Origin of the sequence: Actinoplanes sp. G11-F43, from assembly GCF_050589265.1 — a bacterium.
Taxonomy (GTDB): domain Bacteria; phylum Actinomycetota; class Actinomycetes; order Mycobacteriales; family Micromonosporaceae; genus Actinoplanes.
Genome location: NZ_JBNZCE010000034.1, coordinates 1 through 12,974, shown reverse-complemented (window position 1 = coordinate 12,974; position 12,974 = coordinate 1). Strand labels below are relative to the sequence as shown.

The window sequence follows — 12,974 nt, the reverse complement described above, 5'->3', positions numbered from 1 at the left end:
TTTCTCAGCGTGCTCTCAGAAAAGCGAGACCTGGAAAACCGGCAGCCGGCCCAGGCGCCGGTATTCGCGCAGCGCCGCCGGCGTGCTGTCCACCCGGGAGTCCTGTCGCTTGTGATTGGCCGGGGTCTCGAAGTGCACCATCGCCTTGATCCCCGGGAAGTGCCCGATCTGCCGGCCCACCTCACGGTAGAAGTCGGCCATGTGCCCGGGGTTGCGTTTGGAGAACCAGACGCCCCACTCGGCGATCATCAGTGGTTTGGACGGGTGCCGTTTGCGGACCCAGTTGTAGAAGCCGGGCCAGCCGGGTTTGCTCGCCGACCGGCGGTTGAGCAGTTCGGCGAAGTCGCCGTGGCCGTACCCGGGGTCGCTGTACGAGTACGTGTCGAACCCGATCCAGTCGACCACGTCGTCGCCGGGGTACATGTGCTGGAACCAGCTCTTGGTGGTGTGCGGCACGTACGCCATGTGGACCAGAACGGTCACCACGTTGGTCGCGCCCTTGGCCCGCAGCCGTTTCACCACGTGCCGGAACATGGCCGCGTAGTCGCGTGCGGTGTAGCCGGAGCCGGGCCGTTCGCGCACCTGGTCCTCGGCCTCGTGGTGCACGGCGAAGAAGAACCGTTCCCGGAAGTTCTTCTTGAGGTGCACGGCGAGCCGGTCCAGGAATTCGTCGGTACGCCGGTCGCCGCGCGCGATCCGGGCCCAGGTGGTGGTCTCCGGTTTCCAGTTGAGCAGCAGGATCCGTTCCCGGCCGGGCTCCCGGGCGATGGAGATCTCCTGTTCGGTGGGGAAGACCCGCCCGGTGCCGCGGTGGTAGCCGTGGAAGATCGCCTGATGCCGGCCGGTCTTGCGCTCGAATTCGGCGAGGGCCCGCACTCCCCTGCGTTCGGTACGCGCCCCGGGGGCGACGCCCCACAGGATGCCGCAGGTCGGCACCAGTTTCTTCGCCACCCGGCAGCCGCGCGGACTGCGGGTGGAGGATTCCCGCGGGCGCTGCCGGACCGGGATGTCGACGCCCTCGCCGGTGGCCGCGGGGAGCGGGTGCAGGGTGGGCCGCGGCTCGGTGGTGGCGGGGGACGCCGGGGGAAGAAGTGTGGCCCGGGCGGGCCGTTGAGTGACCGCGGCGGGGGCCGAGGTGGGGACCGAGGTGGTGACCGGCGCGGGGGCCCGTGAGGTGGCCGACGGTGCGGGCGACGGGGATGAGACAGGATTCGCGGACGTGGCGAGGGCGGCGGGTACGGGGCTGCCGGTCTCGGTGTCGTCGCTGGTCCGGGCCCAGACGAGCGTGGCGGTGACGGACATGGCGATCGCCGTTGTCAGTGCAACGACGTGCAGTAGTCGGGAACGGGTCTGTTTCACAAAGGCCGAGTATCAAACGATCAATCCGACTTGTCCAGTATCCGGATGATTTTCAGCATAATTAACCTTTTGTAAGTTTCATCCGGCCTGAGGAAAGATCGGAATCAGACCGTGAGCCCGACTCGACCGTCACGATCGCGCCTGGGAAACTGTCCCCCAAATACCTGCAGGGGGATTCGAAGTGAATGGTTCGGTACTGCCCGAGGACGTGCTCCGGGACGCTCCCTCCTTCACCCCGCGTCCCTACGAGCTGGCAGACCTCGAGCTGCTGCTCTCCGGCGCCTACGCTCCGCTGACCGGGTTCCTGGGCCGCGCCGATCTGGCGTCGCTGGCGCGCACCGGCCGGCTGGCCGACGGCACGCCGTGGCCGGTCCCGGTGACCTGTGAGGTGCCGGGGGAGATCGCGTCCGTGCTGGATCCGTCCGACCCGGGCCGCCGCACCCTGGTGCTGACCGACATGGAGGGCGCGCCGGTCGCCGCGATCGAGGTCGCCGACGTCTGGCGGACCGGGGAGAACAGGTTCGCCATCGGCGGGCCGGTGCGCCGGATGGGCGACGGCGGGCACGGCCCGTTCCAGCGCCTGCGCCGCACCCCGGAGGAGGTCCGCGCCCTGCTCCCACCGGGCCGGGTGCTCGGGGTGATCGCCGACCGGCCGCTGCACCGGCCGCAGCTCGCGCAGATCGCGCACGCCGCCCGTACGCTGGCGGCTCATCTGTTGATCCTGATCCCGGTCAGCGGACCGGGACCGGACGGACTGCCTCCGGAGGCGCTGGTCCGGGCGATCTTCGCGGCCCGGGACCGGATGCCCCCGGCGACGGTGGTCGCGGTCCCGCTGCTCACTCGCGGTGACGAGCTGCGGGACGCGCTGCTCCGCGCGCGGGTGGCCCAGTCGTACGGGGTGAGCCACGTCCTGTCCACCGGCGACTCCCTCTCCGGGGCCGGTCTGCGGGTGCTGCTGCCCCGCGAACTGGCCTACGACAACCGGGACGGCCAGTGGCGCTGGCGTGACGACATCCCGCCGCGCAACCGGCGCCTGGCGATGACCCCGGCCGAGATCGACGACCTGCTGGACCGGGGTTTCCCGCTGCCCGAGTGGCACACCCCGCCGGCGGTGGCCAAGGAGCTGTCCCGGGTCCGCCCGCCGCGCCGGCACCGCGGTCTGGTGGTCTTCTTCACCGGCCTGTCCGGGTCCGGCAAGTCGACGATCGCCCGCAACCTGGCCGACGCGCTGCGGGAGAACGGCGATCGCACGGTCACCCTGCTCGACGGGGACGTGGTGCGGCGCGAGCTGACCGCGGGTCTCGGCTTCAGCAAGGCCGACCGGGACCGCAACGTGCGCCGGATCGGCTGGGTGTCGGCCGAGGTGGCCCGGCACCGGGGCATGGCGGTGGCCTGTCCGATCGCGCCCTACGAGGCGGCCCGGGCGGCGGCCCGGCGGATGGCCGTGGAGGCCGGTGGCGGATTCATCCTGGTGCACGTGGCGACGCCGCTGGAGGTGTGCGAGAGCCGGGACCGTAAGGGGCTGTACGCCCGGGCGCGGGCCGGCCAGCTGCGCGGGATGACCGGGATCGACGACCCGTACGAGGTGCCCGCCGACCCCGAGCTGACCATCGACACCACCACGATGACCGTCCCCGAGGCGGTCGATGTGGTGCTCAGTTATCTGATCGAGAGCGGTTGGGTGGAGCCCAAGATGGCGTAGACCATCACTTACGGCGGGAGTGGGGCGTTGCACCCTCTGGGGCGAAACGCCCAAACCCTCACTCCTTTCCCGGAAGGGCCGCCGAAGACTGATGGAACCGTCCCGCCCCTCGTCCGATCTGTCGCACTACCTGGGTGCCTTCCGCCGCCACTGGTGGATCGCCCTGGTGGCCACGGGCGCAGGCCTGGGCGGTGGCGTGGTCCTGGCGAAGACCATGCCCAAGGTGTACGAGTCCTCGGCCTCGGTGCTGGTGCAGCCGATGGACCAGGACTCCAACGCCGAGGGTGGCCGCACCAAGAGCGCGGTCAACCTGGACACCGAGGCCCAGCTGGTCGGCTCCGGGGCGGTCGCGGTGAAGGCCGCCACGCTGCTGCGCAGCGACCTGTCGCCGATCGAGCTGGCCCGCTCGGTGAAGGTGCAGGTGCCGCCGAACACCACGGTCCTGGTGATCACCTTCGAGGCGGACACCCCGGAGAAGGCGCAGGCCGGGTCGCACGCGTTCGCCGAGGCCTACCTGCGTAACCGGGAGGAGACCGCGCGGGCCCTGCTGGACAAGCGGATCCGCTCGCTGAACCTCAAGGTCCGGCAGCTCACCACGACACTGGCCGGGATCAACGCGAAACTGGCGGCGGCCACCAAGGGCAGCCCCACCGAGAGCAACCTGCAGAGTCTGCGCAACAACTCGCAGAACCAGCTGAACTCGCTGACCGGCCGGCTCAACGAGCTGACCACCACCATGGTCGGCGGCGGCAGCATCATCAACGACTCCCGCCTGCCGGACGAGCCGACCAGCCCGAACACCTGGCTCAACGTGGGCGCCGGCGGGATGGTCGGGCTGCTGCTCGGGCTCGGGCTGGCCTACCTGCGGGAGCGGTTCGACAGGCGCCTGGTCTCGGCCACCGATGTCCGTGACCGGGGCCGGGTGACCGTGCTCGCCGCCCTCGACGAGCGCAGCACCCCGCACTTCGACGACGTGCTGCAGCCGTACGGGCCGGGTGGCCGGGTCTTCAACCGGCTGCGTAACGAGGTGCTGGCCAGCCTGCACGAGAACGACCGGATCATCGTGGTGACCGGGACCAGCCGCGGCTCGGCCAGCACGCTGGTGGCGGCGAACCTGTCGGCGGCGCTGGCCCGTACCGGAAGTGACGTGATCCTGATCGGCGCGCACCTGCCGGACAGTGTGATCGACGCGGCGCCACTGGCCCGGATGTTCGGGGTGGCCGCCGCGCCCGGTCTCTCCGACCTGCTGGCCGGCCGGGTCGGTCTGGCCCGCACGCTGCAGCGCACCCCGCGCATCCCGTCGCTGCGGGTGATCACCACCGGTGGGGCGGCCACCGCGGCCGGCCTGATGCAGTCGCAGCGTCTCAAGGACACCCTGCAGAGCCTGCGCGAACAGGGCGGGTACGTGATCATCGAGGCGCCCTCGACCAGCTCCAGCGCGGACGCGCAGAGTCTGGCCAGCCTCGCCGACGCGGCCATCCTCGCGGTCGAGCTGCGCCGGTCGCTGCGGCCCGCGCTGGTCGACGCCACCGAGCAGTTGCAGCGGGTCGGCACCCGGCTGCTCGGCGCGGTGGTGCTGCCCAAGCTGCCGGCCGTGGAGCCGGGTGAGGCGGCGGCCCCCGCGGTCACGCTGGCGCCGGACGCGCCGGTGGCAGAGGTGGCGACCCAGCAGCTCTCGTACGCCGGGCGCCAGCGCGACCAGGAGGACGAGGACACCGCGGACGGCGACGACCAGTGACCGCGGTCACGGCGCCAGCACTCGCCGGGACCACCACCCGCACCACCCGCAACCGCTCGCTGCCGGCCTGGCCGGTGGCCGGGATCCTGCTGCTCTATCCGCTCTGGTGGGCGCTCGGCCTGGGCGTGCTGATCTTTCCGCTGATGGCCGTGCCGATGCTGGTGCTGCTGCTCCGGCGCCGGTCGGCGGGCCGGCCGGTGCTGCTGCCGCCCGGCTTCGCCTGGTGGCTGGTCTTCCTGGCCGCGGCGGTGGTGAGCATCGCCGCGCTCGGCGTCGACCCGCCCGGGACGGTGGCCGAGCACGCCCGGGAACGGCTGCTCGCGGTCGGCTACAAACTCGCGATGTACCTGTCCCTGACGGTGCTGCTGATCTACGCCGGCAACCTGACCGAGGCGGAACTGTCCCGCCGCCGGATGGTCCGCCTGCTGGCCGGGATGTTCGTGCTGACCGTGGCCGGCGGGCTGCTCGGCATGGTGGCCGGGGACTTCGAGTTCACCTCGCCGGTCGAGTGGCTGCTGCCGGGCAGCGTACGCAACAAGGGTTTCGTCCGGTCGCTGGTGCATCCGTACGCCGCTCAGATCATGGATCTCGTCGGTGGTGAGAAACCGCGCCCGGCCGCGCCCTGGGGCTACACCAACACCTGGGGCAACAACTTCTGCCTGCTGGTGCCGTGGCTGCTGGTGGCCGCCTGGTGGAGCCGCGGCGCGGGCAGGAAGCTGCTGGCGGTGCTCTGCCTGGCGGTCGCGGTGGTGCCCGCGGTGGCGTCGCTGAACCGCGGTCTGTGGATCGGGGTCGGCCTGCTGGTGGCCTACGTGGCGTTCCGGTACGTCCTGGCCGGACGGCTCTGGATCCTGCTCCTGCTGCCGCTGCTCGGCACCGCGCTGGCCCTGGCCCTCGCCCTCACCCCCCTCGGCGACACGGTGTCGGCGCGGATGGACAACGGCAAGTCCAACGGCGTCCGGTCGTTCCTGATCGAGAAGGCCCTGGACGGCTTCAGCGGTTCGCCGGTGATCGGGTACGGCGGGACCCGCAACACCCTGGGCGGCCGCAACTCGATCACCGTCGGGGAGAGCGCCGGCTGCGAACGCTGCGGCAACTTCACCGTCGGCGGCAACGGCCAGCTCTGGCAGCTGCTCTACGCGCACGGCGCGGCCGGCACCGCCGGTTATCTCGGCTTCCTCGGTTACGGCCTGTGGCGGTTCCGCCGGGACCGCAGCCCGGTCGGGGTGGCCGCGAGCGGCGCGATCGTCACATCCTTCTCCGCGATGCTCTGGTACAACTCGCTGGTCACCCCCTTGGCCTTCATGTTTCTGGCATATGCGCTGCTCTGGCGCAACTGGATCGAGGGGAAGACATCATGAGCCCGGTACGTACGGCGCCGGCGGCCCTGACCGCGGGGGACGCCGCGCTGCGGACCCAGTACCTGACCGAGGTCCTCGGGCTCCTCTACCCGGACCCGTGCCGCACCGACGGCACCCCCGGCCCGCTCGTCGCGGAGTATCTGGTCGTCCCGAACGCCCACCGGCCCCGCCTGCTGGTCCCGTCGGTCTCCCCCACCGTCGCCGCGGCCGCCGTCCGCCGGTACGCCGAACCCCAGGGCCGTCTCGCCCGGCTCAAACGGGACGCGGTGGTGGCAGCGGTGCACACCCGTACCGCCGGACTGGTCTTCCGCGACCGGATCCGGGTCACCGGGCCGGTCTCCGCGGGCATCGACGGCTACCTGAGCGACGCGCTGCGCCGCGACCTGTCGGTGAGCATCCACATCGGCCCGGCCCGGGCCAACCGCAAACCGGTGCTGCAACTGCTCAGCCCGGACGGCGACACGTTCGCCTTCGGCAAGCTGGGCACCGGTCCGCTGACCCGGCGGCTGGTCAAGGCCGAGACCGCGGCTCTCACCGCGCTGGCCGCCAGCCAGCTCACCCGGCTGACCGTGCCCCGGGTGCTGCACGCCGGCGACTGGCGGGGCATGCGGGTGCTGATCCAGTCGGCGCTGCCGGTCTGGCTGCCCCGGGCCCCGCTCACCCCCCGGCGGCTCACCATGGCGATGCTCGACGTGGCCGGCTGCTGCGGGTACACCACCGGGCCGCTCACCGGCAGCGGGTACTGGCAGGAGCTGCGCAACCGGCTGGCCGCGGTGGCCGGCCGGCCGGAGGGCGCCGGGCTGGCCGCCGCGGTCGACGTGCTGGCCGCGCACAGCGGCGGGACCACCCTGCGGTACGGCGCGTGGCACGGTGACTGGGCGCCCTGGAACATGGCGAACCTGCACGACGCGCTGCTGGTCTGGGACTGGGAACGGTTCGCCACCGGGGTCCCGCTCGGCTTCGACGCCGTCCACCACGAGCTGCAGAAACGCATCCAGTCCACCGGTGACGCCCGGGCCGCGGTGGAGGCCACCATGCGGCGGGCCGACGAACTGCTCGCCCCGTTCGGGGTCGCCCCGGTGGCCCGGGAGGTCACCGCCCTGCTCTACCTGGTCGATCTCGCCGTCCGTTACCTGACCGACCGCCAGGCCGAGGCCGGCGCCCGTCTCGGTGTGCTCGGGACCTGGCTGCTGCCGGTGCTGATCCGGCGGGTTGAGGAGCTCTGAGACATCATGCGCGTACGCAATCTGCCGACGCCGGTGAAACGGGTCGTGCACATGGGATCCCGGGGGTTCGGGCGGCTCACCGCGGAGAAGCGGATGCTGCCGTCCTTCCTGATCTGCGGTGGACAGCGCTGCGGCACCACGTCGCTCTACCGGGCCCTGGCCGCGCATCCGGTGGTGCTCAAGGCCGTTCTGCACAAGGGCGTGCACTACTTCGACACGTCGTACCAGCGGGGGCCGGAGTGGTATCGCGGGCACTTCCCCCGGGTACGCAGCGCGGAACGGATCACCGACAAGTACGGCGTCCCGGCGCAGACCTTCGAGTCCAGCCCGTACTACATGTACCACCCGCAGGCGGCCGCCCGGATCGCCCGCGACCTGCCCGCCGCGAAGATCGTGGTGCTGGTCCGTGACCCGGTGGAACGCGCCTACTCGCAGCATCACCACGAGGTGGCCCGGGCGTACGAGTCGGAACGGGACTTCGGCAACGCCCTCGCCCTGGAACCGGCCCGGGTGCACCGGCAGGAGGTCCGGCTCGCCCTCGACCCGGCGCACTACAGCTTCGCCCACCAGCACCACGCGTACCGGGCCCGCGGTGAGTACGCCCGCTACCTGAGCGTGATGGCCCAGCACGTCGGCCGGGAACGCATCCACGTGGTGGAGAGCGAACGCTTCTTCACCGACCCGGAACCGGTGTACGACGAGGTCTGCGCGTTCCTCGGGCTGCCGTCCGGGCTCCAGCGCCCGCCGTTCGAGAAACACAACGCCCGGCCCCGGCAGGCCGACATGGATCCGGGACTGCGGCGCGACCTGCGCGAGTACTACCGGCCGCACGACGAGGCCCTCGTCCCCTGGCTGGGACACACCCCGCTGTGGCGCCGCGGGTGACGGCGACCGCCACCGCGACGGACCGGGGCGCGGCCCGCGGCGGACTGGCCAACATGGCCGGCTCGGCGCTGGCCGGCGGCACCGGGGTGGCCGTCACCTGGATCGTGGCACGGGCGCTCGGCACCGAACAGGCCGGCGCGTTCTTCGCCGCCACCGCCGCCTTCGTGCTCGTCGGCGGGCTGGCCAAACTCGGCACCAACACCGGGCTGGTCTACTGGCCGGCCCGGCTGCGCGCCACCGGGCAGAACCGCCTGCTCGGCGCCTGCCTGCGGGCCGGCATCCCACCGGTGGCCGTCTTCTCACTGGCCCTGGCCGTGGCGATGTGGACGGCCGCGCCATGGCTCGCCCGTCTGACCGCCGGCGAGTCCCCGCACGTGGTCGCCCAGCACACCGCCGGGCTGCGGGTGCTCGCCGTGTTCGTGCCGTTGCAGGCGCTCACCGACGTGCTGCTGACGGTGACCCGCGGCTATCGGCGGATGCGCCCCACCGTGCTGCTGGACCGGGTGCTGCGCAGTGGGCTGCAACTGGCCGCGGTCAGCGCGGCCGGGGTGGCGGCACTGTGGGCGGCGGCGTCCCTGCCGATCTTCGCGCTGGCGTGGGCCGCGCCCTACCTGCCGGTGGCGATCCTGGCCGGATTCGCGGCTCGACGGGCGTACACAAGCGGGCTCGATCGTGGCGCACCGGCGACCCGGACCGAACGGCATCGCCTGCGCCGGGACTTCTGGATCTTCACCGCCCCGCGCGCGGTCGCCGCGGTCGCCCAGCTCGCCCTGCAACGGGTGGACGTGCTGCTGGTGGCGGCGCTCGGCGGACTGGCGCCGGCGGCGGTCTACGCGGTGGCCGGGCGGTTCGTGGTGCTGATCCAGTTCGCCAACCAGGGGCTGTCGCAGTCCGTGCAACCGCGGCTGGCCGAGGCGCTGAGCACCGGCGACCACGTGGCGGCCCGGCGGCTCTACCAGATGGCGACCGGCTGGCTGGTGCTGGTCACCTGGCCGATCTGCCTGCTGGTGATCGCCTTCGCGCCGCACTACCTGCGGTTGTTCGGCGACGGGTACGCGGCCGGCGCCCCGGTGGTGTGGGTGCTGGCCGGCGCGATGCTGCTGGCGACCGGCTGCGGGATGGTCGACATGGTGCTCGCGATGGCCGGGCGCACCTCGGCGAATCTCGGCAACGTGCTGATCGCGCTGGCCGTCACGATCGGGCTGGACGTGCTGCTGATCCCGCGCTGGGGGGCGCTCGGCGCGGCGATCGGGCTGGCCGGGGCGATGGTGGTGAACAACCTGCTGCCGCTGGCGCAGGTGCATCGGGGGACCGGACTGCACCCGTTCGGGGCAGGGACGGTGACCGCGGCGTCACTGGCGACCGGATGTTTCGGATTTGTCGTTGTATTCCCGGTGGCGATCGTGGTCACCGGTCCCGCCTACATCGCGGGGGCCTGGCTGTTACGCGGCCGGCTGATGCTCGGCGCATTTAGGAGGAAGAGTTGACCAGCGACTACACCGAGGTGTTCCGAGACACCGAGGCGGTCGAGAAGTACGAGACCGTGACGTACGCCCCGGACAGCTACGCGTCGCGGATCAACGACCGGCAGCGCGACTACCTGCGGGCCCTGGTCCGCCGCGAGTACACCGCGAACCCGCCGGTGCACCACGACTTCGCGTGCGGCACCGGCCGGGTCGTCCGGGCACTGCACGGCCTGGTCCGGGAAGCACACGGGTACGACACGTCGGCCGAGATGATGGCCAAGGCCGCCGAAGTCGGCTCCCGGGCCACCTGGCACACCGTCGCCGGAGACGGGCCGGTGCCACAGCCGGTGGCCGCCGGCTTCCCGGCCCTCGTCACCGTCTTCCGGCTGCTGCTCAACGTCGACGACGCCATCCGCGACCGGGCCATGGCCTTCGCCGCCAAGGCGCTGCCGCACCGCGGATCCGGGCTGCTCGTGGTGGAGAACCACGGCAACGCCGGATCGGTACGCCACCTGCGGGCCCGCCGGCACGACGGGGAACGCTGGTTCGCCGAGTTGTCACACGCCGAGGTCGAACAGTTGATGGCCCGGCACGGCTTCGAGATCGTCGAACGGCGCGGGTTCTCCATGCTCACACCATCGATGCACGGCAACCGGGTGGCCCGTCTCGCCGACGCGGCCGCACGCCGGATGCCCGGCAGTGACGCGTACGCGGTCAACGTGCTCTACACGGCTCGGCGGGTCCATGCGTAAGGGTCTCCTGCTGCTGGTACTCGTGTTCCTCCTGGGCGGCTGCTTCAGCGATCCCCCGGATGAGCCCGCGCCCACCCCCGCACCCGACCTGTCCTCGCCACCCCGGGCCGTCGCGGTCAATCCCGGCCCGTTCCAGGCCGGGCCGTTCAAACCGCCCGCGAAAGGCGCCTACTTCGGCGCCTGGATCAAACCCGACCAGCTCACCCACGTCGGGCGGCTGGTCGCGGTCGGCTCACTGGAACAGTCGATGGGGCGGCGGCTCGACTTCATCAACACGTACCGGCGCTTCGAACAGATGATGGGCACCCCGTCGGACCAGGCGTTCCTCGCCGACAACGCGTCCCTGATGATCAGCTGGGCGACCGGCGACAACCGGTCCATCCTGGCCGGTGAACACGACGACCTGATCCGTGACCAGGCCGTCGCGATCCGGAAGATCGGCAAACCGGTCATGCTGCGGATGCGCTGGGAGATGGACCGGCCCAACCTGCGGGCGACGATGTGGTCCGGGGAGGACTACATCGCCGCCTGGCGGTACGTCCGGAAGATCTTCCGTGAGGAGAAGACCGAGAACGTGTCGTGGGTGTGGTGCCCCACCGCGGAAGGGTTCGTCCGGGGTGACGCGCCCGCCTTCTACCCCGGTGACGACCAGGTCGACTGGACCTGCGTGGACGTGTACGCCGGCTTCGAGTTCCAGCCGATCGGCAAGCTGATGGGCCCGTTCCTGGAATGGGCCGCCCAGCGTCCGAAACCGATCGTGATCGGCGAGTTCGGGGTGGCCAAGGCCTGGGGATCGGAGGCGCGGGCCGACTGGATGAAGGACGCGATCCGCACCTTCAAGGTGAACCGGCAGATCAAGGCGGTCGCCTACTTCGAGTCCGATCCCGAGGGGAACGGGCCCAACCAGCAGTTCCAGCTGACCGGGGACAAGCGGGCGTTCCGGGCCTTCCTGCGGCTGGTCAAGGACCCGTACTTCAATCCCTGATCGCTTGCAGGAACTCCAGGCGGTTGCCGTGCGCGTCCGCCGCGTAGAGCCGCCGGTGGCCCGGGAAGTGGGGATCCCACTCGACCGGGTGGCCGGCGGCCGCCAACGTCGCCGCGAGCGTGTCCAGGTCGCCGACCAGCACACCCGGATGCGACCTGCGGGCCGGGACGAATTCGGGCACCGGAGCCAGATGCACCTCCCAGCCGCCGGACCGGAACCAGCAGCCCCCACGGGCGGCCAGCACCGGCGGTTTGGGCACCTCGGACATGCCGAGCACATCGCGGTAGAACCCGCGGGCCGCCTCCTCCCCGCCCACCGGGATCAGGAGCTGGACGTGATGCAGATCTAGGAACATTCTCTAATAGTACGCGCGTACGGTTAGCCGGGGCGCCGAAAAATGTCGTACGTGTGTTCCATAGTTGGCTCAGCCAGGAAGGCCTGACCAACGGGGGTGCCACCGATGTCCTACCTCGACGACTTCTTCGACGACCAGAGCGAGATCATCGGCAAGTTCGGGTGGGCCGTGGTGCACGTGCTACCCGCCGACGACGATCCGGACGACACCGTGCCGTTCGCCTACACGGTCGGGCTCACCGGCTACGGCTTCCCCGAGCTGACCATCGCCGGGCTGCCCGCCGAGACCGGTCACGTGCTGCTCAACGAGGTGGCCGGCCGGGTCCGTGACGAGGGCCTGCTGCTCGGCCACGGCCAGCGCCTGCGCGGCCTGATCGACGGCCAGGAGCTGCGGGTGGTGGCCGGCGGGTCCGTCGAGATCCTGTTCCCCGGCGCGGCCCTGATGCGATACGGCGACGACCGGGTCAGCCTCCTGCAACTCGTCTGGCCCGACCCGTCCGGCCGCCTGCCGTGGCAGTCCGGCTACGACACGGCCGGCTACCCACAACCCACCATCGGCACCACCCACCCCCGACCGGGCATACGTTGCGCCCGCTTCCGCGGCATACCGGGAGCCCAGACCCGGCGCTCCCGGCGACGGCGGACGTCGCGCTCCCACCTGCCGGCCACACCCCCCAACGACAACAACCCCCACCCCACCTGAACCCACCCCACCCCACCCCACCCCAACACGCAGCGCAAATCACCCACAACGCGACCCACCCACACCGGCGCACAGCCTGGCCTAGCTAGCCGGGCCGGGACGGGCTGGGCTGGGACGGGCTGGGCTGGGACGGGCTGAGCTGAGCTGAGCTGAGCTCAAAGCTTCCCGACCACACCCACCCAGCGGCGTGCCGCAAACCGGTGCGGATCACACCGCAGCGCGGCACGCTGCGACCGCACCACGTTGCGTGCCGCACACCGGCGCGATTCGCACCGCAACGCGGCACACTGCGATCCCACCGCCACCACGTGCCGCACACCGGTGCGGATCGCACCGCAACGCGGCACATTGCGACCGCACCACGTTGCGTGCCGCAAAACGGTGCGGATCACGCCGCAACGCGGCACGCTGCGGGCCCGCACACACCACGTGCCACAAAACGG

The 12,974-nt window shown here is 71.5% G+C and carries 11 protein-coding genes; 9 read left to right on the top strand and 2 right to left on the bottom strand.

Annotated features, from left to right (window positions below; all coding sequences use genetic code 11):
* Window positions 1-15 precede the first annotated feature (15 nt).
* Window positions 16-1,302 carry a glycosyl hydrolase gene (locus ACQ0O7_RS34360; RefSeq protein WP_430788517.1) on the bottom strand — a complete coding sequence of 429 codons (1,287 nt, stop codon included), beginning with the start codon at window positions 1,300-1,302 and terminating at the stop codon, window positions 16-18.
* A gap of 238 nt (window positions 1,303-1,540) precedes the next feature.
* Between ACQ0O7_RS34360 and cysC the strand changes: the two genes are divergently transcribed.
* The 8 genes from cysC to ACQ0O7_RS34320 all read left to right on the top strand — a co-directional run bounded on the left by cysC (window position 1,541) and on the right by ACQ0O7_RS34320 (window position 11,474).
* Window positions 1,541-3,061: an adenylyl-sulfate kinase gene (cysC, locus tag ACQ0O7_RS34355; RefSeq protein WP_430788515.1), complete on the top strand. Its 1,521-nt coding sequence runs from the start codon at window positions 1,541-1,543 to the stop codon at window positions 3,059-3,061.
* Window positions 3,062-3,152: 91 nt separating this feature from the next.
* The gene (locus ACQ0O7_RS34350) at window positions 3,153-4,799 is read left to right on the top strand and encodes a Wzz/FepE/Etk N-terminal domain-containing protein (RefSeq protein WP_430788513.1); all 1,647 of its coding nucleotides are present in this window, start codon (window positions 3,153-3,155) and stop codon (window positions 4,797-4,799) included.
* A complete protein-coding gene (locus ACQ0O7_RS34345; protein WP_430788511.1) occupies window positions 4,796-6,160 on the top strand; it encodes a hypothetical protein in 1,365 nt (454 codons plus the stop codon). Before ACQ0O7_RS34350 ends, ACQ0O7_RS34345 begins: the two co-directional genes overlap by 4 nt.
* Complete coding sequence (locus tag ACQ0O7_RS34340; RefSeq protein ID WP_430788509.1) at window positions 6,157-7,386, top strand: hypothetical protein; 1,230 nt, start codon at window positions 6,157-6,159, stop codon at window positions 7,384-7,386. Before ACQ0O7_RS34345 ends, ACQ0O7_RS34340 begins: the two co-directional genes overlap by 4 nt.
* Before the next feature lie 6 nt (window positions 7,387-7,392).
* Window positions 7,393-8,271 (top strand): sulfotransferase family protein, encoded by an 879-nt coding sequence (locus tag ACQ0O7_RS34335; RefSeq protein WP_430788507.1) that lies wholly within the window; start codon window positions 7,393-7,395, stop codon window positions 8,269-8,271.
* Window positions 8,268-9,758, top strand: a complete 1,491-nt coding sequence (locus tag ACQ0O7_RS34330; RefSeq protein WP_430788505.1) for a lipopolysaccharide biosynthesis protein — start codon at window positions 8,268-8,270, stop codon at window positions 9,756-9,758. Before ACQ0O7_RS34335 ends, ACQ0O7_RS34330 begins: the two co-directional genes overlap by 4 nt.
* Window positions 9,755-10,489, top strand: a complete 735-nt coding sequence (locus ACQ0O7_RS34325) for a methyltransferase domain-containing protein (RefSeq protein WP_430788503.1) — start codon at window positions 9,755-9,757, stop codon at window positions 10,487-10,489. Before ACQ0O7_RS34330 ends, ACQ0O7_RS34325 begins: the two co-directional genes overlap by 4 nt.
* Window positions 10,482-11,474 carry a glycosyl hydrolase gene (locus ACQ0O7_RS34320; RefSeq protein WP_430788501.1) on the top strand — a complete coding sequence of 331 codons (993 nt, stop codon included), beginning with the start codon at window positions 10,482-10,484 and terminating at the stop codon, window positions 11,472-11,474. The genes ACQ0O7_RS34325 and ACQ0O7_RS34320 overlap by 8 nt, the downstream gene beginning before the upstream one ends.
* On the opposite strand, the gene ACQ0O7_RS34315 is transcribed toward ACQ0O7_RS34320, so the two are convergent.
* The gene (locus ACQ0O7_RS34315) at window positions 11,464-11,829 is read right to left on the bottom strand and encodes a VOC family protein (protein WP_430788499.1); all 366 of its coding nucleotides are present in this window, start codon (window positions 11,827-11,829) and stop codon (window positions 11,464-11,466) included. The two genes, ACQ0O7_RS34320 and ACQ0O7_RS34315, sit on opposite strands and share 11 nt — an antisense overlap.
* 105 nt (window positions 11,830-11,934) lie before the next feature.
* On the opposite strand from ACQ0O7_RS34315, the gene ACQ0O7_RS34310 reads away from it, so the two are divergent.
* The gene (locus tag ACQ0O7_RS34310) at window positions 11,935-12,531 is read left to right on the top strand and encodes a DUF4262 domain-containing protein (RefSeq protein WP_430788497.1); all 597 of its coding nucleotides are present in this window, start codon (window positions 11,935-11,937) and stop codon (window positions 12,529-12,531) included.
* Window positions 12,532-12,974 lie beyond the last annotated feature (443 nt).

Excerpts from the sequence above, each read along its gene's own strand:
- ACQ0O7_RS34360 (WP_430788517.1), bottom strand. The coding sequence starts at position 1,302 with ATGTCCGTCACCGCCACGCTCGTCTGGGCCCGGACCAGCGACGACACC.
- ACQ0O7_RS34350 (WP_430788513.1), top strand. The coding sequence starts at position 3,153 with ATGGAACCGTCCCGCCCCTCGTCCGATCTGTCGCACTACCTGGGTGCC.
- ACQ0O7_RS34340 (WP_430788509.1), top strand. The coding sequence starts at position 6,157 with ATGAGCCCGGTACGTACGGCGCCGGCGGCCCTGACCGCGGGGGACGCC.
- ACQ0O7_RS34335 (WP_430788507.1), top strand. The coding sequence starts at position 7,393 with ATGCGCGTACGCAATCTGCCGACGCCGGTGAAACGGGTCGTGCACATG.
- ACQ0O7_RS34320 (WP_430788501.1), top strand. The coding sequence starts at position 10,482 with ATGCGTAAGGGTCTCCTGCTGCTGGTACTCGTGTTCCTCCTGGGCGGC.
- ACQ0O7_RS34315 (WP_430788499.1), bottom strand. The coding sequence starts at position 11,829 with ATGTTCCTAGATCTGCATCACGTCCAGCTCCTGATCCCGGTGGGCGGG.
- ACQ0O7_RS34310 (WP_430788497.1), top strand. The coding sequence starts at position 11,935 with ATGTCCTACCTCGACGACTTCTTCGACGACCAGAGCGAGATCATCGGC.